The sequence below is a fragment of the Pseudomonas sp. PNPG3 genome (genome assembly GCF_023093815.1).
Classification (GTDB): domain Bacteria; phylum Pseudomonadota; class Gammaproteobacteria; order Pseudomonadales; family Pseudomonadaceae; genus Aquipseudomonas; species Aquipseudomonas asiatica.
In genome coordinates this window covers 204,318-227,261 of the sequence record NZ_JALLKV010000003.1, presented here as the reverse complement: position 1 = coordinate 227,261, position 22,944 = coordinate 204,318, and the positions used below count along the sequence as shown (strand labels likewise).

The 22,944-nt window shown below is 63.8% G+C and carries 21 protein-coding genes; 4 read left to right on the top strand and 17 right to left on the bottom strand.

What is annotated here, in order from left to right:
* Positions 1 to 10: 10 nt before the first annotated feature.
* Positions 11 to 1,051 (top strand): hypothetical protein, encoded by a 1,041-nt coding sequence (locus MJ643_RS04360; protein WP_024086170.1) that lies wholly within the window; start codon positions 11 to 13, stop codon positions 1,049 to 1,051.
* 88 nt (positions 1,052 to 1,139) lie between these two features.
* On the opposite strand, the gene MJ643_RS04355 is transcribed toward MJ643_RS04360, so the two are convergent.
* Positions 1,140 to 1,568, bottom strand: coding sequence for an OsmC family protein (locus tag MJ643_RS04355; protein WP_013970613.1), 429 nt, complete (start codon positions 1,566 to 1,568; stop codon positions 1,140 to 1,142).
* A gap of 191 nt (positions 1,569 to 1,759) precedes the next feature.
* On the opposite strand from MJ643_RS04355, the gene crp reads away from it, so the two are divergent.
* Positions 1,760 to 2,404 (top strand): cAMP-activated global transcriptional regulator CRP, encoded by a 645-nt coding sequence (gene crp / locus MJ643_RS04350; RefSeq protein ID WP_012270218.1) that lies wholly within the window; start codon positions 1,760 to 1,762, stop codon positions 2,402 to 2,404.
* On the opposite strand, the gene MJ643_RS04345 is transcribed toward crp, so the two are convergent.
* The 4 genes from MJ643_RS04345 to MJ643_RS04330 all read right to left on the bottom strand — a co-directional run bounded on the left by MJ643_RS04345 (position 2,401) and on the right by MJ643_RS04330 (position 5,754).
* Entirely contained in the window at positions 2,401 to 3,105 is a 705-nt protein-coding gene (locus MJ643_RS04345) for a lipoate--protein ligase family protein (protein ID WP_013970611.1), read from the bottom strand. The two genes, crp and MJ643_RS04345, sit on opposite strands and share 4 nt — an antisense overlap.
* A gap of 166 nt (positions 3,106 to 3,271) precedes the next feature.
* Positions 3,272 to 4,105 carry an indole-3-glycerol phosphate synthase TrpC gene (trpC, locus tag MJ643_RS04340; RefSeq protein ID WP_013970610.1) on the bottom strand — a complete coding sequence of 278 codons (834 nt, stop codon included), beginning with the start codon at positions 4,103 to 4,105 and terminating at the stop codon, positions 3,272 to 3,274.
* On the bottom strand, positions 4,102 to 5,151 hold the full coding sequence (trpD, locus tag MJ643_RS04335) for an anthranilate phosphoribosyltransferase (protein ID WP_013970609.1): 1,050 nt from the start codon (positions 5,149 to 5,151) through the stop codon (positions 4,102 to 4,104). Before trpD ends, trpC begins: the two co-directional genes overlap by 4 nt.
* A 9-nt stretch (positions 5,152 to 5,160) precedes the next feature.
* Positions 5,161 to 5,754, bottom strand: a complete 594-nt coding sequence (locus tag MJ643_RS04330) for an aminodeoxychorismate/anthranilate synthase component II (protein WP_003259809.1) — start codon at positions 5,752 to 5,754, stop codon at positions 5,161 to 5,163.
* A gap of 368 nt (positions 5,755 to 6,122) precedes the next feature.
* On the opposite strand from MJ643_RS04330, the gene estP reads away from it, so the two are divergent.
* Complete coding sequence (gene estP / locus MJ643_RS04325) at positions 6,123 to 8,003, top strand: esterase EstP (protein WP_024086169.1); 1,881 nt, start codon at positions 6,123 to 6,125, stop codon at positions 8,001 to 8,003.
* A gap of 131 nt (positions 8,004 to 8,134) precedes the next feature.
* Here the strand turns inward: estP and trpE are convergent, their stop codons facing one another.
* The 9 genes from trpE to MJ643_RS04280 form a co-directional block, all read right to left on the bottom strand.
* Entirely contained in the window at positions 8,135 to 9,616 is a 1,482-nt protein-coding gene (trpE, locus tag MJ643_RS04320; protein ID WP_013970606.1) for an anthranilate synthase component I, read from the bottom strand.
* Between the two features lie 69 nt (positions 9,617 to 9,685).
* Positions 9,686 to 10,504: a phosphoglycolate phosphatase gene (locus tag MJ643_RS04315; RefSeq protein ID WP_023662373.1), complete on the bottom strand. Its 819-nt coding sequence runs from the start codon at positions 10,502 to 10,504 to the stop codon at positions 9,686 to 9,688.
* Positions 10,501 to 11,175 (bottom strand): ribulose-phosphate 3-epimerase, encoded by a 675-nt coding sequence (gene rpe, locus MJ643_RS04310; protein ID WP_023662374.1) that lies wholly within the window; start codon positions 11,173 to 11,175, stop codon positions 10,501 to 10,503. Before rpe ends, MJ643_RS04315 begins: the two co-directional genes overlap by 4 nt.
* A gap of 194 nt (positions 11,176 to 11,369) precedes the next feature.
* Positions 11,370 to 12,197 carry an ABC transporter permease gene (locus MJ643_RS04305; protein WP_013970603.1) on the bottom strand — a complete coding sequence of 276 codons (828 nt, stop codon included), beginning with the start codon at positions 12,195 to 12,197 and terminating at the stop codon, positions 11,370 to 11,372.
* A gap of 11 nt (positions 12,198 to 12,208) precedes the next feature.
* Complete coding sequence (locus MJ643_RS04300; protein WP_013970602.1) at positions 12,209 to 13,456, bottom strand: ABC transporter permease; 1,248 nt, start codon at positions 13,454 to 13,456, stop codon at positions 12,209 to 12,211.
* A gap of 157 nt (positions 13,457 to 13,613) precedes the next feature.
* Complete coding sequence (locus MJ643_RS04295) at positions 13,614 to 14,648, bottom strand: ABC transporter substrate-binding protein (protein WP_023662375.1); 1,035 nt, start codon at positions 14,646 to 14,648, stop codon at positions 13,614 to 13,616.
* A gap of 40 nt (positions 14,649 to 14,688) precedes the next feature.
* Complete coding sequence (locus MJ643_RS04290; protein ID WP_247726600.1) at positions 14,689 to 15,813, bottom strand: ABC transporter ATP-binding protein; 1,125 nt, start codon at positions 15,811 to 15,813, stop codon at positions 14,689 to 14,691.
* 296 nt (positions 15,814 to 16,109) lie between these two features.
* Positions 16,110 to 16,742: a response regulator transcription factor gene (locus MJ643_RS04285; protein ID WP_169774891.1), complete on the bottom strand. Its 633-nt coding sequence runs from the start codon at positions 16,740 to 16,742 to the stop codon at positions 16,110 to 16,112.
* A 7-nt stretch (positions 16,743 to 16,749) separates the two neighbouring features.
* Entirely contained in the window at positions 16,750 to 19,137 is a 2,388-nt protein-coding gene (locus MJ643_RS04280) for a sensor histidine kinase (protein ID WP_208209406.1), read from the bottom strand.
* A 94-nt stretch (positions 19,138 to 19,231) separates the two neighbouring features.
* On the opposite strand from MJ643_RS04280, the gene MJ643_RS04275 reads away from it, so the two are divergent.
* The gene (locus tag MJ643_RS04275; protein ID WP_031325444.1) at positions 19,232 to 20,230 is read left to right on the top strand and encodes an alpha/beta hydrolase family protein; all 999 of its coding nucleotides are present in this window, start codon (positions 19,232 to 19,234) and stop codon (positions 20,228 to 20,230) included.
* Between the two features lie 139 nt (positions 20,231 to 20,369).
* Here MJ643_RS04275 and MJ643_RS04270 read toward each other — a convergent pair whose 3' ends face one another.
* The 3 genes from MJ643_RS04270 to MJ643_RS04260 are packed head-to-tail and all read right to left on the bottom strand — an operon-like array spanning position 20,370 to position 22,826.
* Positions 20,370 to 21,137, bottom strand: a complete 768-nt coding sequence (locus tag MJ643_RS04270) for a TerB family tellurite resistance protein (RefSeq protein ID WP_013970597.1) — start codon at positions 21,135 to 21,137, stop codon at positions 20,370 to 20,372.
* 1 nt (position 21,138) lies between these two features.
* Positions 21,139 to 21,810, bottom strand: coding sequence for an N-acetylmuramate alpha-1-phosphate uridylyltransferase MurU (murU, locus tag MJ643_RS04265; RefSeq protein WP_023662470.1), 672 nt, complete (start codon positions 21,808 to 21,810; stop codon positions 21,139 to 21,141).
* Complete coding sequence (locus tag MJ643_RS04260; protein ID WP_024086164.1) at positions 21,807 to 22,826, bottom strand: phosphotransferase; 1,020 nt, start codon at positions 22,824 to 22,826, stop codon at positions 21,807 to 21,809. The genes murU and MJ643_RS04260 overlap by 4 nt, the downstream gene beginning before the upstream one ends.
* Positions 22,827 to 22,944: the final 118 nt, after the last annotated feature.

The window sequence follows — 22,944 nt, the reverse complement described above, 5'->3', positions numbered from 1 at the left end:
AGGCATCACCATGACGGACCGTTTCGACGCCAAGGACCTGGCGCGCGCCGTGCAAGCCGGCATTCTCCAGCCGGGCCAGGACCAGGCCCTGCTGGCATTCCTGCGCCAGCGACCAGCACAGCGTGGCAGCTTCCAGCTGACCCATGTCGCGTTCTACTTCGGCGCCATGCTGATCATGGCAGCCATGGGCTGGTTGCTCACCGAAGCCTGGATGCGCATCGGCGACTGGGCGCTACTGCTCATCGCCAGCCTCTATATTCTGCTGCTCACACTGTTCGCCGTTAACCTGCAACGGCGCGTACAGCCCGTCGCGGCCGGGGTACTGGCGGCGGTGGCGGTCAGCATCGTGCCGTTGGCGGTGTTCGCCATCGAACGGCTGGCCGGCTGGTGGCCAATGGATGATGCGCAGGCGAACTATCACCAGTACTACACCTACGTGCAGGGCGGCTGGCTGGCAATGGAAGCAGCCACGGTACTTGCCGGGCTGTTGATGCTGAGGCTGATCCCCTACCCGTTTATCGTCATGCCGATTGCCGTCGCCCTGTGGTTCATGTCGATGGACTTGAGCGAATGGTTTTTCGGCTCGCCATTCAGCTGGGAACAGCGCCGCGAGGTTTCGCTGTGGTTCGGTCTGGGCTTGCTGGTGCTTTTTGTTGGTGTGGACGGCCGCACCCGCGAAGACTATGCCCACTGGGGCTACCTGGCCGGGCTGGCGGCATTCTGGGGCGGGCTGACGCTGGTGGACAGCGGCAGCGAGCTGGGCAAGGCCCTGTACTGCCTGATCAATATTGCCTTGATGGGAATGGCGGTGCTGTTGCGCCGGCCGGTGTTCATGGTGTTCGGGGCGTTGGGTGTGGCGGCTTACCTGGGGTACCTGTCGTACGAGGTGTTTGCCGACTCGCTGCTGTTCCCGGTGGTGGTGACCCTGATCGGGCTGGGGGTTATCGGGCTGGGGCTGGTTTACCAGAAGCGGCGGGAGCGGTTGAGCCGGGTGATGCGCGATTGTTTGCCGGGATGGGTGCGGGCTGCGCTGCCGGCGCTTCGCAGCTGAAATTGCCAGGGCCGCTCCTACAGGTGGTACGCGATCCCTTGTAGGAGCGGCCTTGTGTCGCGATGGGGCGCAAAGCGGCCCCAAAATGTCAGCCTTGACCCAGCTCTACAATCTCGTACCCGTGGCTAATCTCAACCCCGGCACGCTCGAGCATGATCGAAGCCGAGCAATACTTCTCCGCCGACAGCTCTACCGCACGCTTGACCTGGGCCTCCTTCAGCCCACGCCCCTTCACCACGAAGTTCATGTGGATCTTGGTAAACACCTTCGGGTCTTCGCTGGCACGCTCGGCCTCCAGGAACGCCTCGCAGCTTTCCACCGCCTGGCGCGACTTCTTCAGAATGCTGACCACGTCAAAGCTGCTGCAGCCACCCAGGCCCAGCAACAGCATCTCCATCGGGCGCACGCCCAGGTTACGGCCACCGGCCTCGGGCGGGCCGTCCATCACGACGACATGGCCGCTCCCCGATTCGCCGAGGAACATCGCCTCACCGGCCCACTGGATACGTGCCTTCATCTACCCGGACTCCTGATTTACGAAAAAGGGTGTCAGCTTAGACCTTGTACGGCTGTGGGAAAAGTACGAGTCATGTCGGTTTAGTACCGAAACATCCGGTAGTGTCTGATAAGCTGGCGCCAAATGACTGGCGCACTTCGCCAGCCAACCTTTATAAAAAGCCTATGCGTCATGTCGAACAGGATTTCGTGATGGTTGCTTCCGCCCTACCCGCCAAGATCAAGAACATCGACAAGCTGCTGGTGCACTGCCAGCGCCGTCGCTATACCGCCAAAAGCAACATCATCTGCGCCGGCGACCGGGCCGAGACACTGTCGTTCATCATCAAGGGTTCGGTCACCATCCTCATCGAGGACGATGACGGCCATGAAATGATCATCGCCTACCTCAACAATGGCGACTTCTTCGGCGAGCTGGGCCTGTTCGAACCAGTCGAAGGTGAACAGCAGCGCAGTGCCTGGGTGCGCGCCAAGACCGAATGCGAAGTGGCCGAAATCAGTTATGAGAAATTTCGCGAACTGGCGCGCCAGGACCCGGAAATCCTTTATGCCTTGGGCAGCCAGATGGCCCAGCGCCTGCGCAACACCACGCGCAAGGTCGGCGACCTGGCGTTCTTCGACGTTACCGGGCGTGTCGCCCGCTGCCTGCTGGAACTGTGCAAGCAACCCGACGCCATGACCCACCCCGATGGCATGCAGATCAAGATCACTCGTCAGGAAATCGGCCGCATCGTCGGTTGCTCGCGGGAAATGGTCGGCCGCGTCCTCAAGGACCTTGAAGAACGCAGCCTGGTGCAGGTCAAAGGCAAGACCATGGTGGTCTACGGTACCCGCTAGTCCCTGGGCAGGTCGGCCAGCACCTTGGCATAGGCCTGCGACAGCCGCTCGAACCATGGGGCCGCAGGCGCCACTTCGTGCAGGGCGATGTGCGCATCGGCGCGGCAGCGCTGCTCCAGCTCGCAGCACTCGTTGAAGCGGTTGACCGCAGCCACCATCGAATCACGCTCGTTGTCCAGCAGCAGCGCACCGTGCACCAGCACCACCGGGCGCTTTCCACCCAGCCCCTGGCGCCAGCGCTGGGCGGTGCCCACCAGTTTGCGGCCATTGAGGTTGACGTTGTAGCGGCCATCGCAGAAGGCGCCGTCGATTTCGCCCACCGACGCCACCCCGCCCCACTCGCGCAGCACCTCACACAGCGGCAGGCAGAGGCGCTCGTAGGCGTTTTCGATACGGCCGTGGTCGCCTTCGCTGCGGGGGGCAACATAGACCAGGGCTACGTTCACCGTGGAGTGTGACTGCGGCACCGGTTCGCCGCCGGTTTCGCGCAGCAGCACCGGCCAGCCGGCAATCGCCAGCTCCGCGCAGGCGGCTTCGAAGTTTTCCAGACGGCTCATGCGCCGGGGCATGACCAGGGCGTGGTCGGTCGGGCGCCAGAACAGCACGCCACTGTCGCACTCCCCGCGGCAGACGGCGGCCAGCAATTCCTGTTCGGCGTGCAGGCCTTGTTCTACGGTCAGGGCCAGGGGTTGATCGGTCATTGATCCACCTATGTGTTTTTTTTACCGGCCTCTTCGCGGGCTCGCCCGCTCCCACAGGAATTCCACAGATGCCAAAGCCGGTGATCATCCTGTGGGAGCGGGCGAGCCCGCGAAGGGGCCATTACAGACATACAAAAAAGCCGGCAATAACGCCGGCTTCATTCGGTCAGTCCAGTTGCTGAACAGTCTTCTTCACCTGTTCCGGGAAGAACAACCGCTGCAATTCAAGCCCTGGCTGCTCGGCGCGCATGAATGCCTCACCTACCAGGAACGAGTAGACCTCATTGATCGCCATCAGCTCCACATCGGCCCGGTTCAAGATGCCGCTCTCGGTAACCGCCAGGCGATCACGCGGAATACGCGGCAGCAGGTCGAGGGTGGTTTCCAGGCTGACCTCGAAGGTGTGCAGATTGCGGTTGTTCACCCCCACCAGCGGTGTATCCAGGGTTTTCAACGCGCGCTCCAGTTCATCGCCATCGTGCACTTCCACCAGCACGTCGAGGCCAACATCCTTGGCCGTGGCCGCCAGTTCGGCCATCTTCACGTCATCCAGAGCCGACACGATCAGCAGCACACAGTCCGCGCCCAAGGCCCGGGCCTCGACAATCTGGTACGGATCGACCATGAAGTCCTTGCGGATCACCGGCAGCGACACCGCCGCGCGGGCCTGCTGCAGGTACTCGTCGGCGCCCTGGAAGTAATCCACATCGGTCAGCACCGACAGGCAGGTCGCCCCGCCCTTCTCGTAGCTGACGGCGATTTCCGCCGGCACGAAATTCTCGCGAATCACGCCCTTGCTCGGCGAGGCCTTCTTGATTTCGGCAATCACCGCCGGCTGCTTGCGCGCGGCTTGCTCGATCAGGGCCTTGGCAAAGCCACGCGGGGCGTCGGCAGCCTTGGCCAGGGCCTCCAGTTCGGCGAGGCTGACGCGCGCGCTGCGCTCGGCCACTTCCTGAAACTTGCGGGCAATGATCCTTTCCAGCACCGTCGGCACACTCATGCTTCGTTCTCCACCTTGAATACTGCAGTAAAGGCACCCAGCTCCTGCAGCTTCTCCCAGGCCAGCCCGGTGTGCAGAACGTCGTGGGCCAGTTCCACACCGGCTTTCAGGCTCATGGCATGGTCAGCGGCATACAGCGCCGCGCCCGCATTGAGCACGATCATCTCGGCGGCCTTCTGGCCGTTTTCGGTCTTGCGTCGGCCCAGCGCATCGCGGATCAGCTCCAGCGACGCCTGCGGGTTCTCGACGGCCAGGCCGTGCAGGCTCTGGCTCTTCATGCCGAGGTCTTCCGGCTCTACCCAGTATTCGGTGATTTCGCCATTTTTCAGTTCGGCGACGAAGGTCGGCGCAGCCAGGCTGAACTCGTCCAGGCCGTCTTTCGAGTGCACCACCAGCACGTGCTTGCTGCCCAGGCGCTGCAGCACTTCAGCCAACGGGCGGCACAGGGTCTGGGCGAATACCCCGACCACCTGGTGCTTCACCCCGGCCGGATTCGTAAGCGGGCCGAGCATGTTGAACAGGGTGCGCAGCCCCAGGTCGCGACGCGGGCCGGCAGCGTGCTTCATGGCCGAATGATGGCTTTGCGCGAACATGAAGCCGATGCCCAGGCTATCGATGCAGCGGGCCACCTGGGTGGGCGTCAGGTTCAGGTAGATACCGGCGGCCTCCAGCAGGTCGGCACTGCCGCTCTTGCCTGATACCGCGCGGTTGCCATGCTTGGCCACGGTGCAACCTGCCGCCGCCAGTACGAACGACGAGGCGGTGGACACGTTGAAGATGTTGGCGCCATCACCGCCGGTACCGACGATATCGACCACGCCATCGAGGCTCTGCAGTTCGACCTTGTCGGCCAGCTCGCGCATCACCGACACCGCACCGACGATCTCGTCGATGCTTTCGCTCTTCATGCGCATGCCCATCAGGAAGGCGCCGATCTGCGCTTCGCTGCACTGGCCGGTCATGATCTGGCGCATGACGTCGCGCATTTCTTCGGTTGAAAGGTCCAGCTGGCCGACGATACGGCTCAACGCACTCTTGATATCCATGTTCGATCCTTAGCGGCGGCCGCCGGTCTGCTTGAGGAAGTTGGCGAACAGTTCGTGGCCCTGTTCGGTCAGGATCGACTCGGGGTGGAACTGCACCCCTTCGATATTCAGCGTCTTGTGGCGCAGGCCCATGATCTCGTCGACCGAACCGTCAGCATGGGCGGTCCAGGCGGTCACTTCCAGGCACTCGGGCAAGGTTTCGCGCTTTACCACCAGCGAGTGGTAACGGGTAACGGTCAACGGGTTGTTGAGGCCGGCGAACACGCCCAGGTCACGGTGATGTACCGGGCTGGTCTTGCCGTGCATCACCTGGCGGGCACGTACCACATCACCACCAAAAGCCTGGCCGATGGACTGGTGGCCCAGGCATACACCGAGAATCGGCAGCTTGCCGGCAAAATGCAGGATGGCCTCGATGGACACGCCCGCCTCACTCGGCGTGCACGGGCCTGGAGATACGACGATGCGCTCGGGGTTGAGGGCTTCGATCTGGGCGATGGTCATTTCGTCATTGCGAATGACCTTTACCTCGGCACCCAGCTCGCCAAGGTACTGAACGACGTTGTAAGTGAATGAGTCGTAATTGTCGATCATCAGTAACATCGGGTTAAACCTCTTGAATCTACTGACTTCAAAATTCGAACCTTCCTGCTTCTGCCAAAGGCGCAGCTTGGCCATTCAGGGGCGGTAGACAGGAAGGCAAACGGGGGCGGGCCGGACGGGCCGGCAGGGGATAAAGTCAGGCGCGCCAACGCCAACGGGCGTGGGCCTTGATAACGCGCATCAAGAGTTTGCTGACGATCAACACAGGATAGGTCTCGCTCATACGTTCCGGCACAGTAGCCTACCGGGGCGGCGGGCGCAATATGCCCGTAAACACGGGGAAACGAATGGACTTGGGAGGGATGCACTGCGATTTGCTAAGGTCGATGGGGTTGTCCTGATAAAAACAAAGAAAAGGATGTTCCCTGATGCGAAAAGCACCGTTATTGCGCTTTACCCTCGCCTCATTGGCGTTAGCCTGCAGCCAGGCCTTTGCTGCACCCTCGCCCTACTCCAGCATGATCGTGTTTGGTGACAGCCTCAGCGACGCTGGGCAGTTTGGCGGGGTGCGCTTCACCAACCGCGATGCCAATGGCAATTATGCGCCAGTGTCACCGATGATCCTGGGCGGGCGGCTTGGTGTGAGCCCGACCGAGCTTGGCCCCTCCACCTCCCCGGTCAATCCGGTGCTGGGGCTTCCCGACGGCAACAACTGGGCAGTCGGTGGCTACACCACCCAGCAGATCCTGGATTCGATCACCAGTACCTCCGAAACCGTCATCCCGCCAGGGCGACCCGGCGCCGGGCTGGTACTGCGTGATAAACCGGGCTACCTGGCCAACGGTCTGCGCGCCGACCCCAACGCGTTGTATTACCTGACTGGCGGCGGCAATGACTTCCTGCAAGGCCTGGTCAACAGCCCGGCCGATGCCGTGGCCGCCGGCGCCCGCCTGGCCGCCAGCACCCAGGCTCTGCAGCAAGGCGGCGCCCGCTACATCATGGTCTGGCTGCTGCCCGACCTCGGGCAAACACCGAACTTCAGCGGTACGCCGCAACAAAACCCACTGTCGCTGCTATCCGGCGCGTTCAACCAGTCGCTGCTCAGCCAACTGGGGCAGATCGATGCCGAAATCATTCCGCTGAACATCCCTGTGCTGCTGAGCGAAGCGCTGGCCAGCCCCGAACAGTTCGGCCTGGCCAGCGGCCAGAATCTGGTCGGCACCTGCTACAGCGGCGAAGGCTGTGTGGAAAATCCGGTGTACGGCATCAACGGCGCCACGCCAGACCCGACCAAGCTGCTGTTCAACGACTCGGTCCACCCGACCATCGCCGGCCAGCAACTGATTGCCGACTACGCCTATTCGATCATCGCCGCCCCCTGGGAACTGACCTTGCTTCCGGAAATGGCCCACGCCAGCCTGCGCGCTCACCAGGACGAACTGCGCAACCAGTGGCAAACACCCTGGCAGGCAGTTGGCCAGTGGCAGGCCTTCGTTGCCACCGGCGCCCAGGACCTGGACTTCGACGGCCAGCGCAGCGCGGCCAGCGGCGACGGCCGCGGCTACAACCTGACCCTGGGCGGCAGCTACCGCCTGAACGATGCATGGCGCCTGGGCCTGGCCGGAGGCGTGTACCGGCAGAAGCTGGAAGCCGGCGCACAGGACTCGGACTACAAGCTGGACAGCTACCTTGCCAGCGCTTTCGCCCAATACCGCCAGGACCGCTGGTGGGCCGACGCGGCGCTTACCGCCGGGCACCTGGACTACAGCGACCTCAAGCGCACCTTCGCCCTTGGCGTGAACGACCGCAGCGAAAAGGGCGACACCAACGGCGAGGCCTGGGCGATGTCGGGGCGACTGGGCTACAACATGGCAGCCGAGAGCAGCAGCTGGCAGCTGGCACCGTTCATCAGCGCCGACTATGCGCGGGTGAAGGTGGATGGCTATGACGAGAAGAGCGGGCGCTCGACGGCGCTGGGTTTCGATGACCAGGAACGTACATCACGCCGTTTGGGCGTGGGGTTGCTGGGTAGCGTGCAGGTGCTGCGAGGTACTCGGCTGTTCGCCGAGGTGGCGCAGGAGCACGAGTTCAAGGATGACCAGCAGGATGTGACGATGCACCTGACCAGCCTGCCGGCGAACGATTTCACCCTGACAGGGTATACGCCGCACAGCGACCTGACCCGGGCGAGCCTGGGGGTGAGCCATGAAGTGGTGGCGGGGGTGCATTTGCGCGGCAACTATAACTGGCGCAAGAGTGATGAATTGACGCAGCAGGGAGTGAGCTTGGGCATCAGTGTCGACTTTTGAATTGATGGGGCCGCTTTGCGGCCCTTCGCGGGCTCGCCCGCTCCCACAGGTATTGCACAGGCCTTGCAGCATGTGATTTCCCTGTGGGAAAGGGCATGCCCGCGAAGGGCTGCAACGCAGCCCCGATCAACTTATTTGGCCGAAGTCTGCTCAGCCAACGCCACCGCGCGGAACATCGCTCGGCGCTTGTTGATGGTCTCTTCCCATTCCAGCGCCGGCACCGAGTCGGCAACGATGCCACCCCCGGCCTGCACATGCAGCTCACCGTCCTTGATTACCGCGGTACGGATGGCAATGGCGGTATCCATGTTGCCGTTCCACGCGAAGTAACCGACGGCACCACCGTAAACCCCACGTTTGACCGGCTCCAGCTCGTCGATGATCTCCATCGCGCGAATCTTCGGCGCACCCGAAAGCGTACCGGCCGGCAGGATCGCCCGCAGTGCGTCCATCGCCGTCAGCCCTTCGCGCAGCTGGCCAGTGACGTTGGACACAATGTGCATCACGTTGGAGTAACGCTCGATCACCATCTTCTCGGTCAGGCGCACGCTGCCGGTCGAGGACACGCGACCGACGTCGTTACGGCCCAGGTCGATGAGCATCAGGTGCTCGGCAATTTCCTTGTCGTCCGACAGCAGGTCGTCTTCCAGCGCGCGGTCGGCCTCTTCGGTAGCACCACGCGGGCGGGTGCCGGCAATCGGGCGTACGGTGACCAGGTTGTCCTCGACGCGTACCAGCACCTCGGGCGAGCTGCCGACCACATGGAAGTCGCCAAAGTTGAAGAAGTACATGTACGGCGTCGGGTTGAAGCAGCGCAGCGCGCGGTACAGGTCGATAGGCGCCGCCTTGAAGTCGATCGACATGCGCTGCGACGGTACCACCTGCATGCAGTCACCAGCCAGGATGTATTCCTTGATGCGGCCGACGGCGTTCTCGTAATCCTCGCGGGTGTAGCTGGAGCGGAATTCCGGCTCGGCAGCCTGCGGGCCACTCAGGTCCAGGCCACGGCGTGGAGTGATCGGCTGACGCAGGGTTTCCAGCAGGCCTTGCAGGCGTGCCTGGCCCTGTTCGAAAGCCTGCTCTTCCGCCGGGTCGACCAGCACGATCGCGTGCATTTTGCCCGCCAGGTTGTCGAACACCACCACCGCATCGGACACCATCAGCAGGATATCCGGCACACCCAGCGGGTCCGGGTTGGGGCTGGCGCCCAGGCGCTTTTCCACATAGCGCACGCAGTCGTAGCCGAAGTAGCCGACCAGGCCGCCGTTGAAGCGCGGCAGGCCAGGGATATCGGCGACCTTGTAACGGTCCTTGAAGGTTTCGACGAAGGCCAGCGGGTCTTCGACATCGTGGCTTTCCACCTCCACGCCATCCTGCAGGATGCTGACGTGGTAACCGTGCACACGCATCACGGTGCGCGACGGCAGGCCGATCATCGAGTAACGGCCCCATTTCTCGCCGCCCTGCACCGATTCGAGCAGGTACGAGTTGGGCTGGTCGGCCAGTTTCAGGTAGATCGACAGCGGCGTGTCAAAGTCGGCCAGGGTTTCGCAGGCCAGGGGAATGCGGTTGTAGCCGGCAGCGGCCAGGCGCAGGAATTCTTCGCGGGTCATGGGTAGCCTCGTGGCAAGCAGCAATAGGTCAGGCAAACGGACGGGCCGGCACGCGCCGGCAGGCTGAAGTCAGGCGCGCCAACGCCAACGGGCCAGGGCCTTGATGACTTTCATCCAGAATTTGCCGGTAACCGCCACGGTGGACTCTCTGTCTTGTGAGGCTTGAAGGTCCGCCAACGTTATCCCAGTGGCCGGGTCTGCGCAACCGGGCAGCAATGCACGCAGGTCGTCGATCACCAGGCTGGGGGATTCGTCGTGGATCGGCCGGCCATGGTTGTAGCCGTAGGTCAGGCCGACGCACTGCACGCCAGCCGCCTTGGCCGCCAGCACGTCACTGCGTGAATCGCCGACAAACAGCGACTGCTGCGGGGTGACACCGGCCATCTGCATGACGAACAGCAACGCCGCAGGGTCGGGCTTTTTCTGCGGCAGGGTGTCACCACCGATGATCCAGCGGAAGTAGTTGCCGATCTTCATCTGGTCCAGCAGTGGGCCAACGAAGCGCTCGGGCTTGTTGGTGATCAGAGCCATCTCCACGCCCTGCTTGCGCAGCCAGCGCAGGGTGTCCTGCACACCGGGGTAGACCACGGTCAGTTCGTGGCTTTCGGCATAGGCATCCATGAACAGCGCCAGCGCCTGGTCGGCCAGCGCATCTTCCACGGCAGCGTGGTCGATGCCGCCGGCCAGCGCCCGGCGCACCAGCACCTGGGCACCGTTGCCCACCCAGTGGCGCACCGCCTCCAGGCCGACAGCCGGGCGCCCCAGTTCGAGCAGCATGCGGTCCACGGCGGCGGCCAGGTCTGGCACGGAATCGATCAGGGTACCGTCCAGATCGAACATCACCAGCCTGGGCAGCGTCCCGGGGAACAGCTGCTCGAAGCCGCTCATGGGCGGGCCTGAGCCAGTTCGGCGCGCATCCTGGCGATGACTTCCTGGTAGTCCGGGGCGTTGAAGATCGCCGAGCCGGCCACGAAAGTGTCGGCGCCAGCGGCAGCGATCTCGCGGATGTTGTTGACGTTGACGCCACCGTCGATTTCCAGGCGGATATCACGGCCGCTGGCGTCGATCAGCGCACGCGCCTCGCGCAGCTTGTCGAGGGTGCCAGGGATGAACTTCTGCCCGCCAAAGCCAGGATTGACGCTCATCAGCAGCACCATGTCGATCTTGTCCATCACATACTTCAAGGCATCCAGGCTGCTGGCCGGGTTGAACACCAGACCGGCCTTGCAACCACCGTCCTTGATCAGCTGCAGCGAACGGTCGATGTGCTGCGAGGCCTCCGGGTGGAAGGTGATGTAGGTGGCGCCAGCTTCGATGAAGTCGCCGATGATGCGGTCGACCGGGCTGACCATAAGGTGCACGTCGATCGGGGCGGTGACGCCGTACTTGCGCAGAGCGGTGCAGACCATCGGACCGATGGTCAGGTTGGGGACGTAGTGGTTGTCCATCACATCGAAGTGGACGATGTCGGCACCCGCGGCCAATACCTTGTCGACGTCCTCGCCCAGACGGGCGAAATCGGCGGAGAGAATGGAGGGGGCAATAGCGTAGGGCTGCATGGCGCACCTGTTGGCAGAATCACGGTGGCGCGCATTGTAACCCAGGGAAGCGGATGAAGGCTGATTAGCATCAACCTGTACCGACCTCTTCGCGGCTAAAGCCGCTCCCACAGGGACCGCGCAGGCATCGAAAGCTGCACAAATCCTGTGGGACCGGCTTTAGCCGCGAAGAGGCCAGCACAGGCAACATACCTTCAACCAGGCTGCTGGGTCCTCAGCTTCTCGCTACGCCCACGCAACCACTCCAGGGTCAGCAGCAACACTACCGAGAAGGCAATCAGCAAGGTCGCCGCCGCGGCAATGGTCGGGCTCAGGTTCTCGCGAATACCACTGAACATCTGCCGCGGCAGGGTCGCCTGCTCCGGCCCGGCCAGGAACAGGGTCACCACTACTTCGTCAAACGACGTGGCAAAGGCGAACAATGCCCCCGAAATCACCCCGGGCGCGATCAGCGGCAGGGTCACCCGGCGGAAAGTCAGCAGCGGCGAGGCGCCCAGGCTGGCTGCCGCGCGCACCAGGTTGTAGTTGAAGCCCTGCAAGGTCGCCGACACGGTAATGATCACGAACGGCACGCCGAGTACCGCATGCACCAGAATCAGCGAGGTGAAACTGTTGCCCATGCCCAACGGGGCAAAGAACAGGTAGCTGGCCACACCGATGATCACCACCGGCACCACCATCGGCGAAATCACCAGCGCCATCACCAGCGACTTGCCCGGGAAGTCGCCACGGGTCAGGCCGATGGCCGCCAGGGTGCCGAACACCATGGCCAGCACCGTGGCTGCCGGGGCGACGATGATGCTGTTCTTCAAGGCCCGCATCCACTCGGCCGAGCCGAAGAAGTCCTGGTACCACTGCAGCGAGAAGCCCTGCAGCGGGTACACCAGGAAGCTGCCACTGTTGAACGACAGCGGCACTATCACCAAGACCGGCAGAATGAGGAACAGCAGGATCAAGCCGCAAAGAATGCGCAGGCTGTAGAACCACACCCGCTCCACGGGCGACATGTAAGGGCTCAGCATGACAACGCTCCTCAGCTCAGGCGCAGGCGGCTGGCGCCGACCAGCCAGCTATAGATCAGGTACAACAGCACGGTCGCCAGCAGCAACAGCCCGCCAAGCGCGGTGGCCATGCCCCAGTTGATGCTGGTGTTGGTGTAGAAGGCCACGAAGTAGCTGACCATCTGGTCATTCGGGCTGCCCAGCAGTGCCGGGGTGATGTAGTAGCCGATGGCCAGGATGAACACCAGCAGGCAACCAGCGCCAACCCCGGCGTAGGTCTGCGGGAAGTAGACCCGCCAGAAACTGGCGAACGGGTGGCAGCCCAGCGAGATCGCCGCACGCATGTAGCTCGGCGAAATGCCCTTCATCACGCTGTACAGCGGCAGGATCATGAACGGCAACAGGATGTGCACCATCGAGATGTACACGCCGGTGCGGTTGAACACCAGTTCCAGCGGCTGGTCGATGATGCCCATGGCCATCAGCGCGCTGTTGATCAGGCCGCCCGACTGCAGCAGCACGATCCACGCCGCCACCCGCACCAGGATCGAGGTCCAGAACGGCAGCAGCACCAGAATCATCAGCAGGTTGCTCTGCCGGGTCGGCAGGTTGGCCAGCAGGTACGCCAGCGGGTAGGCCAGCACCAGGCAGATTGCGGTAATCACCACACCCATCCACAGGGTGCGGGCGAAGATGTCCAGGTAAATGGCCTGGTCCGGGGTGGCCTTGGCCAGTTCGCCAAGGTCATCGATACGGTGGTCGAGCGAAGCCAGCAGGTAGAAAGAGGTGACCGTACTGGTGTTGCGGCGGATTGCCTGCCAGTAAGCCGGGTCGCCCCAACGCTCGTCGAGAGCCTGCAAGGCATCTTTATACGAAGCGGGTTCGCTCTTGAACGGCAGCGCCCGCGCGGTCTTTGCCAACAGGCTGCGGTAACCGGCAAGCTCCATGTTCAGGCGCTTGGAAAGGTCGCCCAAGGTCTGGTTCTTGCGCGATTCGGCCAAATCCTGGCTCAACGCCTTGTAAACGTCCTCGCCCGGCAGGCTCTTGCCATCCCACTGGGTGATGACGCCAACGGTGCGCGGCAAGCCGCCAACCACTTCCGGGTTGCCGACGCTCTTGTACAGCAGCGCCGCAATAGGCACCAGGAACACCAGCAGGAGAAACAGCGCCAGCGGCGCGATCAACGCCTGCGCCTTCCAGCGGTTGACCCGCTCGGCATGCTTGAGGCGCTGCTTGAGACTTGGACCTGCGCCTTCTTTGAGGGGCACTGCAATGGCCATGGCGAACTCCGCGATACGAACTGAAAATGGGGCTGCTGCGCAGCCCATCGCAGGCAAGCCAGCTCCTACAGATACTGCGCTGGCTCCAGGGCAGCGGCCCCCTGTGGGAGCTGGCTTGCCGGCGATGGGCCGCAAAGCGGCCCCCTACACTGGTCGTTTACTTCTTCGCCGCCCAGGCGTTGAAGCGCTGCTCCAGCTGCTCGCTGTTGTCGGCCCAGAAGGCCACATCGATCTGCACCTGGTTGGCGATGTTTTCAGGCGTGGTCGGCATGTCCTTCTTCACATCGTCCGACAACAGGCTCACGGCCTTGGAATTGGCCGGGCCATAGGCGATGTTCTCGGAGTAGGTCTTCTGCTGCTCGGGCTGCACGCTGAAGGCGATGAATTTCTTCGCTTCCTCGGCATCCTTGGCGCCTTTCGGGATGGCCCAGGCGTCGAAGTCGTAGATGCCGCCGTTCCACACCACCTTCAGGTTGCTCTCTTTCTGCACCGCAGCGATGCGGCCGTTGTAGGCAGAGCTCATGACCACGTCACCCGAGGCCAGGTACTGCGGCGGCTGGGCGCCAGCTTCCCACCACTGGATGCTTGGCTTGAGTTCGTCGAGCTTCTTGAAGGCGCGGTCCACGCCCTCTTTGGTGCCCAGCACCTGGTACACGTCCTTCGGCGCCACACCGTCGGCCATCAGGGCGAATTCCAGGGTGTACTTGGCACCCTTGCGCAGGCCGCGCTTGCCCGGGAATTTCTTGGTGTCCCAGAAATCGGCCCAACTGGTCGGTGCGGTCTTCAACTTGTCGGCGTTGTAGGCCAGCACCGTGGACCATACGAAGAAGCCAACGCCGCATGGCTGAATGGCACCCGGCACATAGTCGGCCTCATTACCGAACAGGGCCGGGTCGAGTTCTTCGAACATGCCCTCGTCACAGCCGCGGGCCAACTCTGGCGACTCCACTTCCACCAGGTTCCACGACACGCTCTTGGTGTCGACCATGGCTTTGACCTTGGCCATCTCGCCGTTGTACTCGCCCGCGATGATCTTGCCCTTGCCGGCCTTTTCCCACGGTTCGTAGAACGCCTTCACCTGGGCCGCCTTGTTGGCACCACCAAACGAGACAACAGTCAGGTCTGCGGCCATGGCCTGGCCAGCGGCGAACAGCCCCAGGGCCAGGGCGGTCAGTTTCAACTGCTTGCGCATTATTATTCTCTCCACAGTACAGGGTTGGTGAAGCAATCCATCAATGGGCTTCGGCAATCGGATCGAGCGCGCGGGCGTACTCCACCTCCCAGCCCAGCGGTACCACATCGCCCACGGCCAGGGCCGGGTCGAGCTCGGCAATCGGCTGTTTCACGAAGAAATCGCCCTTGCCGCAAACTTCCAGGCGCACCCGCACGTGGTCGCCCAGGTAAATGAATTCCGCCACCCGGCCCGAGAAGCGGTTCACGCAGCTCTCGCTGTGGCCGTTCAGGCGCACGCGCTCTGGGCGGATCGACAGGGTCACCGGCTCGCCGGCCTGGCCGACATTCACCGCCAGCGCCTCGACCCGCTCGCCACGCGGCAACTGCACCTGGCAGCGCTTGCCATCACTGGCCAGCAAGGTGCCGTTGATGCGGTTGTTCTCGCCGATGAAGTTGGCGACGAAGGTGTTGCAGGGTTCTTCGTACAGCGTGCGCGGGTCGGCAATCTGCTGGATTTCGCCCTGATGGAACACGGCCACCCGGTCGGACATGGTCAGCGCCTCGCCCTGGTCGTGGGTCACATACACCACGGTCACGCCAAGGCGCTGGTGGATATGCTTGATCTCCATCTGCATGTGCTCGCGCAGCTGCTTGTCCAGCGCGCCCAGCGGTTCGTCCATCAGCACCAGCTGCGGCTCGAACACCAGTGCCCGGGCCAGGGCCACACGCTGCTGCTGGCCGCCGGACAGCTGGCCGGGGTAACGCTTGGCGAAGGCATCGAGCTGGACCATGTTCAGCACCCGCTTTACCCGCTCGCTGATGTCGGTCTTGCTCAGGTTGCGCACGGTCAGCGGGAACGCCAGGTTCTCGGCCACGGTCATGTGCGGGAACAGCGCGTAGTTCTGGAACACCATGCCGATGTCGCGCTTGTGCGGCGGCACGTTGTTGATCGAACGCCCGGCCAGCTGGATTTCACCTGCGGTGGGGGTTTCGAAGCCGGCCAGCATCATCAGGCTGGTGGTCTTGCCCGAGCCGGACGGGCCAAGCAGGGTGAGGAACTCGCCCTTGCGAATATCCAGGTTGAGGTCTTTGACGATCAGCGACTCGCCGTCGTAGCTCTTCTGCACACCACGGAAGCTGACCAGCGTTTCGCTGGTTGCAGCGTTCGACTTCGCCTCGCTCATGCCTGCACCTTCTTGTTGGATGACTGCGTAGGCATAGACTAGACAAGCGGCAAGCGCCGGAAAATCGGGGGTGCTGAGAGAATGCCATCATCCGGATGGAAGATTTGTTGTAGGGATTCCCCTACAAAGATGGCGGGTTTGGAATATTTCTCTCAGCCCTCCGGCACGCCCCTGTGGGAGCGGGTTCACCCGCGAAGAGGCCAGCCCAGGCACCGCAGATGGCAGGTCAAGCCCTTTCGCGGGTAAACCCGCTCCCACAGGGATTCGCTACAGGACGCAGGAAGCGCATGTCGCAATCAGACCAGCTTGTGCTCCATGGCGTACTTCACCAGCTCAGCCAGCGAATTCACTTTCAGCTTCTGCATCAGGCGCGCCTTGTGGGTGCTGATGGTCTTGCTCGACAGCGCCAGTTGCTGGGCGATGTCGTTGACGTTGGCGCCCTGGGCCAGGCGTTCGAACACCGAAAACTCTCGCTCCGACAGCAGGGTGTGCAACGGCCGCGACTCGGTCAGGCCCACCTCGAAGACCATACGGTCGGCCAGCGCAGGGTCGATATAGCGCCCGCCAGCGGCAACCCGGCGAATCGCGGTCAGCAACAACGCTGGGTCGCTGTCCTTGGTGGCATAGCCCGCCGCTCCGGCCTTCAGCGCCCGCGCCGCCATCTGCGCTTCATCGTGCATCGACAGCATCAGGATCGCCGGGGCGTCCTGCAACGCGCGGATTCGCGGAATCGCCTCCAGGCCATTCACGCCCGGCATCGAGATATCCAGCAGTACCACCTCGCACGGGGTATGGCGCAAGGTTTCCAGCAACTGCTCGCCGTTACCGGCCTCCCCCGCCACCTGCATGTCCTTGGCCAGGCCAATCAACTGCTTGATGCCCTCACGGACAATGGTGTGGTCTTCGGCCACCAGCACTCGAATCACGATCGCTCTCCTACTCCAACGGTATGGCCACGCTTAGGCTGGTGCCTTCGCCCGGTTCACTGTCCAGCGCCATGCTGCCGCCCAGCATCAGCACCCGCTCACGTACCCCTACCAAGCCGAACGAGGTGGGCCGAGGCTGGTCGCGGCAAAAGCCCTGGCCGTCATCGCTGACGGTCATGCGCAATTGCCCGTGCTCACGCACCAGTTCGATCTCCACGCTATGCGCCTGGGCATGGCGCATCACGTTGGTCAGCGCCTCCTGGAGGATACGGAACAGCCCGATGGCCTTGGCATCGCTCAATGCTGGCAGATTATCCGGCACTTGCACCAGGCAGGGGATCTGCGTGCGTGCTTCAAAACGCCGCGCCTGCCATTCGATGGCCGAGGCGATGCCGGCATCGAGAATCGGCGGGCGCAAGGCGGTGGCCACATCGCGCACCAGCTGGAACAGTTGGGCGATCAGGCGTTTCATGCTGGTCAGGCGCTCGTTCAGGCCCGGGTCCAGCTCGGCGAAGGCCAGCTCGCACATCGACACCTCGAGCTTGAGCACGGTCAGCATCTGCCCCAGCTCATCGTGCACTTCCCGGGCGATGCGGGCCTTTTCTTCCTCACGCACGCTCTCCAGGTGGGCCGACAGTTCGCGCAGCTGCTCCTGGGATTTCGCCAGCGCCAACTCGGCCCGCTTGCCCTGGGTGATGTCCCACACCACACCGTCCCACACCACCTGGCCGTTGCCCAGGCGCCGGGTGCTGGCCTTGATGTCGGCCCAGCGCTGTTCACCCTGGCGGGTGAGGATGCGCCCCTGCCAGGACCAGTCCTGGTCGCTGGCCAGGGCCAGGTCCTGCACTCGGTGGTAATCGGCGCGGTCCTCGGGATGTACCAGGTTGCGCAGGCCCATCTGCGGGTGCTGGATCTCGCTGGGCGAATAGCCCACCAAGGCCTCGCTGCCCTCGCTGATGTAGGGGAATTCCAGGTCGCCCTCGGCCGGGTCGCGCTCCAGACGGAACACCAACCCCGGCACGTTGCCGGCAATGCCCTTGAGCCGCGCCTCGCTTTCGCGCAGGGCCGCAAGGGCGCGGTGGCGCTCGGTAACATCGGCGAGGTAAACCACAAGGTACTCGGAGTCACGAAAGCGCAGAAAACTCAGCGACAGCTCGACCGGCAGCAGGCTGTGGTCAGCCCGGCGACACTGCGTCTCGAACTGGCCGACACCGCCCGCCCCGGTGCGCGCGCCCTTCCACAGCTCTAGCCAGCGGTCCATGGTCAGGCTGGGTTCAAAGTCGCTCAGCGGCCGCTCCAGCAGCGCGCCTTCGCCGTAGCCCAGCATGCGCTCGGCGGCATGGTTGGCGTAGCGTACGTGGCTGTCCCAGTTGACCCAGAGGATGCCCACCGTGCTCTGGTCGATGGCAAACTGACTCAGGCGCAACGCTTCTTCGCGCACTTGCCGCTCCACAAGACTTTCGCGCGTGGCCAGCAGGCTGCGCTCCAGCTGGCGCTGTTGCCGACGCTGCCACACCAGGGTGGCCAGCGCGCACAACAGCAGCAAGCCGAACAGCAGTGCCAGGTTCTTCCAGAATCCTGTCGACTCGCTCAGGCGTGGGTACTTTGGCTGCAGCCAACGCTGGTGCAGTTGCTCCAGTTCCTTGGCCGGCAGCGCCTGCAGGCCGCGCTCCAACACATCGGCCAGCAGCGGCCAGTCGCGCCGCGAACCGATGCGCAACAGTTGCGGCAGGCCGATATCGCCGACCACAGCCAGCTCGCCGAACTCGCTTTCGCGCGACAGGCGGCTGAGCTGAGCTTCATCCAGCACGGCGAAACTGGCCTGGCCGCCCACCACCAATTGCAGGGCCTCGCGCTCGTTGGGCACCCCTTGCAGGTTGAGGTTGCTGTAGTTACCGCGCAGGTAGTCCGCCAGCTGGCTGGGCATGCGCACCGCCACCCGCTGCTCGGCTCCGAGCGTTTCCAGCTCCACGGCCATCGTCCCGGTGCGCGGCCCCACCACCAGTTGCGGCACGCGCATGTAAGGCTCGCTGAACAGCCACAGACGCAAGCTGGCGGGGGTCTGGGTAAGCCCCGGGGCAAAGTCGATTTCGCCGGCTTGGAGGGCATGTTCGAGGCTGGCCTGGTCGGCGAAGTTGCGCCAGGTAAGGTCCAGCCGCAGCGCCTGCGCCAGGCTGCTCACCAGTTCCACGTTGGCACCGTACAGTTGCTGCAAGCGCCGGTCGAACTGAGCGTAGGGCGCCTGCAACACCAGGCCGACACGCAGGCTCCGATGTGTATCCAGCCATTGCTGCTGGGCAGGTTCCAGGGCAACCGTGGGCACCGCTTCGGGCCTGGCCAATGCAATCAAGGGCAGCCACAAGCAGCCGATAACCAACAGGCGACGCACTCGCTTCATCTACACGCTCGTCTTGGCAAAGCGGCCATGCAGCATGGCCGTCACGGGCAAATACCATTAGGCTGCCGGTATCATTCTGGCCCCGGGTTGACTCATGTCCACACTTTATCGCACGACGCTGGCAATGTGCTGCCTGGCATCGATCCTTCCACTCGGCGCCCTGGCCGCCGATGCCGAAAAACCATCCACCACCACCGAGGCACCCGTTGCCCAAGCTCCTCGCCCGCCGCTGCTGGAACGCAGCCAGGAGGATGCCCAGGCACTTGAACGGCTGGTGCCCAAGGCCGAACAGCAGACCCTTCAGGCCGGTGCCGACAGCTTCCTGGCCTTGTGGAAACCGGCCAACGACAGCGATCCACAGGGCGCGGTCATCATCGTCCCGGGGGCTGGCGAAACGGCTGACTGGCCGAATGCGGTCGGCCCGCTGCGGCAGAAGTTCCCCGATATCGGCTGGCACAGCCTCAGCATAAGCCTGCCCGACCTGCTCGCCGACAGCCCGCAGGCGCGAGTCGAGGCCAAGCCGGCTGCCGAGCCGCAGCCAGACAAGGGCGAAAGCGCCCCGGCCAAGGACGTACCAGCCGATGCCAATGCCAACGTCGCCCAGGCTACCGCAGCCGATGCCGACACCGCAGAGAGCACTGACGCCAAACAGGCCAGCGAACAAACCGACCCAGCCGATGCCGAGCGCATTTTCGCCCGCCTGGATGCTGCGGTGGCCTTTGCCCAGCAGCACAACGCCCGCAGCATCGTGCTGATCGGCCATGGCAGCGGCGCATATTGGGCGGCCCGCTACCTGAGCGAGAAACAGCCACCGCAGGTGCAGAAACTGGTGATGGTTGCCGCGCAGACACCGGCGCGGGTGGAGCATGACCTGGAAAGCCTGGCGCCGACCTTGAAAGTGCCGACTGCCGACATCTACTACGCCACCCGCAGCAGTGACCGCAATGCAGCCGCACAGCGCCTGCAGGCCAGCAAGCGGCAGAAGGACAGCCTGTACCGACAGTTGTCGCTGATTGCCATGCCGGGGAACAAGGCGGCCGAGCAGGAGCAACTGTTCCGCCGGGTGCGGGGGTGGATGAGCCCACAGGATTGATCCAGGAATGCTGGGGCCGCTTTGCGGCCCTTTCGCGACACAAGGCCGCTCCCACAGGTGCCGCGCAAAACCCGAGGGCTGCGCAGTACTTGTGGGAGCGGCCTTGTGTCGCGAAAGGGGTGCGAAGCGCCCCCGCTTTTTAAAGGCCCCGCCGCTTGCGGATCATGGCATAAGCCTGATGCAGCTCCCGGGTCCGTTCAGTCGCTTCACGCACCTGCGACTCACTGGCACCAGTACCCGCCAGCTTGTCCGGGTGATGCCGACTGACCAGTCGACGATACGCCTGCTTGACCTTGTCGCCATCGGTATCCGCCTCGACCGCCAGCAAGCGCAACGCCGCCGCATAGGTCATGGCGACCCCTTCCGGCCCCGCCGCCTTGCGTGGTTCGTACTCCAGCGACATGGCCTGCACCTGCCGCCGGCTCAGGCCCAGTTTCTGCCCCCAGTCCAGCAGTAGTTCACGCTCCTTGTTGCCCATCTTGCCGTCGGCCCAGACCATGCGCCAACAGGCACGCAGGGTACCTTCGGCCGCATGCGGCTGCTGGCGAATGCGCCGCAGGTGCCCACCCAGCCGGTCCTTGCCCGCCTTGCCGCGGTTGAACGCAGCAATCGCACGCAGCCGAGCCGCTTCGGCCAGGTCCAGGCGCACCATCTCCTGGCGTGCCTGCTGAATATGCTGCTCGCCCACCCGGCCATCGCACTTGGCCAGGCGCCCGAGCATCACGAACAGCAATTCGTCGTCCTGCAACGCCGGGCGCCCGCCCAGGCGCTCGCGCATGTCCTCCCAGCCTTGCAAACGCAGGCGACGGTCCATGGCCTGTCCGAGCAACGCCCCGAGCAAGGCCCCGGGGATGCTGGCAACGGCAAAGCCGGCACCGACACCAATCACCGTGCTTGGCCACCACATGTCAGGCACGCTCGCCGATCAGGCGCTCGGCCTCGGCCAAGCGTTCGAGCGTACCGACATCAACCCAGTGCCCATGGTAGTGCTCGCCACTGACCTGGCCCGCAGCCATGGCCTGACGCAGCAACGGCGCCAGCTTGAAGGCGCCAGGCTGGCAGCCTTCGAACAGCGCCGGGTGCAGCACCGACAGGCCACTGAAGGTCAGCGTGCCGGGCGCATCGTCACCATCGACCACCCGCTCGCCCACCAGGCGGAAGTCGCCGCGGCCGTGATGGCCTGGGTTATCGACCAGCACCAGGTGAGCCAGGCCTTGCAGGGGAGCCTGCAGGCGCGCGAAGTCGTAGTCGGTCCAGACATCGCCGTTCACCAACAGGAACGGCGCGTCACCCAGCAATGGCAGGGCCTTGAAGATGCCACCGCCGGTTTCCAGCGGCTCTCCTTCGGGCGAATAGCGGATGCTCAGGCCGAAACGGCTGCCGTCACCCAGGTGGTCCTCGATCTGCTGGCCGAGCCAGGCATGGTTGATCACCACCTCGGTGACGCCCGCCGCAGCCAGGGCCCGCAGGTGGTACTCGATCAATGGCTGACCGGCGACCGGGACCAGCGGTTTGGGGGTGTGCAGGGTAAGCGGGCGCATGCGCTCGCCCTTGCCCGCTGCCAGGATCATTGCCTTCATGCACGCGCTCCGGCCCGCAACTCGGCAATCAGCTCACTCAGCTCCGCCAATTCGGGCCGGCGGCTGATCACTTCTTCTATATAGGCGAAGAAGCGCGGTACGTCGCCCAGGTAACGGGGTTTGCCGTCACGGTGGCAGATACGGGCGAAAATACCGATCACCTTCAGGTGGCGCTGTACACCCATCAGGTCGCTGGCACGCTGGAACGCCTCGAAATCGGCCTGCACCGGGATGCCGGCAGCCTGCGCCTTCTGCCAGTAGTCGCGCAGCCAGCCTTCGACCCGTGCCTGCGGCCAGCTGAGGAACGCGTCCTTGAACAGGCAGGTGATGTCGTAGGTGACCGGGCCATACACGGCATCCTGGAAGTCCAGCACGCCGGGGTTGGGCGTGCTCTGCATGAGGTTGCGCGGCATGTAGTCGCGGTGCACCAGCACCTTGGGCTGGGCCAGTGCGCTGTCGATCAGCAGCTGGCTGATTCGTTGCCAAGTGGCTTTCTGGGCATCGCTGAAGGCCAGCCCAAGCTCACAACCCACGTACCACTCCGGGAACAACTCGACTTCACGGCGCAACAGCGCATCGTCGTAGCTGGGCAACGGCGCGTCCATCGGCAGGCGCTGGAACGCCAGCAGCGCGTCGATGGCATCGGCGAACAGGCCGTCGGCGTTGTCCGCATCAATGATATCAAGGTATGTCTGGTGGCCCAGGTCACCCAGCAGCAGGAAGCCACGTTCCAGGTCCTGGGCATGGATCAGCGGCACGTGCACGTCGGCGCTGGCCAGCAGGTGATCGATGGCGACGAACGGTCGGCAGTTTTCCTGCGGAGGTGGTGCATCCATGATCACGAAGCTGTGGCCGGCACCCTGCCAGCGGAAATAACGGCGGAAGCTGGCGTCGCTGCTGGCCGCGGTCAAGCTGCCTGCAGGCACGTCGCCCCAAGCATTTTTCCGGAAAAGATCATTGAGCTGCTCATCGAGCCAGACCGTCAGTTGTTGCAGGCGTACATCGTGTTCAGGCATTACAAGGGTCTCCGACGGCCCTAGCCGTCAAGCGGGTCATGCTTTATTATCCAGCATCTTTTTCAGACCATCGAGAGGCGTGCGGCCCCACACGCGGGCAGATGGCACGCAGGAAGCC

What these genes read in the sequence shown, in the direction of transcription:
- MJ643_RS04280 (WP_208209406.1), bottom strand. Translation starts at nt 19,137, where the DNA reads ATGAAGCGAGTGCGTCGCCTGTTGGTTATCGGCTGCTTGTGGCTGCCC.
- estP (WP_024086169.1), top strand. Translation starts at nt 6,123, where the DNA reads ATGCGAAAAGCACCGTTATTGCGCTTTACCCTCGCCTCATTGGCGTTA.
- murU (WP_023662470.1), bottom strand. Translation starts at nt 21,810, where the DNA reads ATGAAGGCAATGATCCTGGCAGCGGGCAAGGGCGAGCGCATGCGCCCG.
- MJ643_RS04290 (WP_247726600.1), bottom strand. Translation starts at nt 15,813, where the DNA reads ATGAGCGAGGCGAAGTCGAACGCTGCAACCAGCGAAACGCTGGTCAGC.
- MJ643_RS04270 (WP_013970597.1), bottom strand. Translation starts at nt 21,137, where the DNA reads ATGTGGTGGCCAAGCACGGTGATTGGTGTCGGTGCCGGCTTTGCCGTT.
- MJ643_RS04295 (WP_023662375.1), bottom strand. Translation starts at nt 14,648, where the DNA reads ATGCGCAAGCAGTTGAAACTGACCGCCCTGGCCCTGGGGCTGTTCGCC.
- MJ643_RS04355 (WP_013970613.1), bottom strand. Translation starts at nt 1,568, where the DNA reads ATGAAGGCACGTATCCAGTGGGCCGGTGAGGCGATGTTCCTCGGCGAA.
- trpE (WP_013970606.1), bottom strand. Translation starts at nt 9,616, where the DNA reads ATGACCCGCGAAGAATTCCTGCGCCTGGCCGCTGCCGGCTACAACCGC.
- MJ643_RS04305 (WP_013970603.1), bottom strand. Translation starts at nt 12,197, where the DNA reads ATGCTGAGCCCTTACATGTCGCCCGTGGAGCGGGTGTGGTTCTACAGC.
- MJ643_RS04345 (WP_013970611.1), bottom strand. Translation starts at nt 3,105, where the DNA reads ATGACCGATCAACCCCTGGCCCTGACCGTAGAACAAGGCCTGCACGCC.
- rpe (WP_023662374.1), bottom strand. Translation starts at nt 11,175, where the DNA reads ATGCAGCCCTACGCTATTGCCCCCTCCATTCTCTCCGCCGATTTCGCC.
- trpC (WP_013970610.1), bottom strand. Translation starts at nt 4,105, where the DNA reads ATGAGTGTGCCGACGGTGCTGGAAAGGATCATTGCCCGCAAGTTTCAG.
- MJ643_RS04315 (WP_023662373.1), bottom strand. Translation starts at nt 10,504, where the DNA reads ATGAGCGGCTTCGAGCAGCTGTTCCCCGGGACGCTGCCCAGGCTGGTG.
- MJ643_RS04260 (WP_024086164.1), bottom strand. Translation starts at nt 22,826, where the DNA reads ATGCCTGAACACGATGTACGCCTGCAACAACTGACGGTCTGGCTCGAT.
- MJ643_RS04330 (WP_003259809.1), bottom strand. Translation starts at nt 5,754, where the DNA reads ATGTTACTGATGATCGACAATTACGACTCATTCACTTACAACGTCGTT.
- MJ643_RS04360 (WP_024086170.1), top strand. Translation starts at nt 11, where the DNA reads ATGACGGACCGTTTCGACGCCAAGGACCTGGCGCGCGCCGTGCAAGCC.
- crp (WP_012270218.1), top strand. Translation starts at nt 1,760, where the DNA reads ATGGTTGCTTCCGCCCTACCCGCCAAGATCAAGAACATCGACAAGCTG.
- MJ643_RS04275 (WP_031325444.1), top strand. Translation starts at nt 19,232, where the DNA reads ATGTCCACACTTTATCGCACGACGCTGGCAATGTGCTGCCTGGCATCG.
- trpD (WP_013970609.1), bottom strand. Translation starts at nt 5,151, where the DNA reads ATGGATATCAAGAGTGCGTTGAGCCGTATCGTCGGCCAGCTGGACCTT.
- MJ643_RS04300 (WP_013970602.1), bottom strand. Translation starts at nt 13,456, where the DNA reads ATGGCCATTGCAGTGCCCCTCAAAGAAGGCGCAGGTCCAAGTCTCAAG.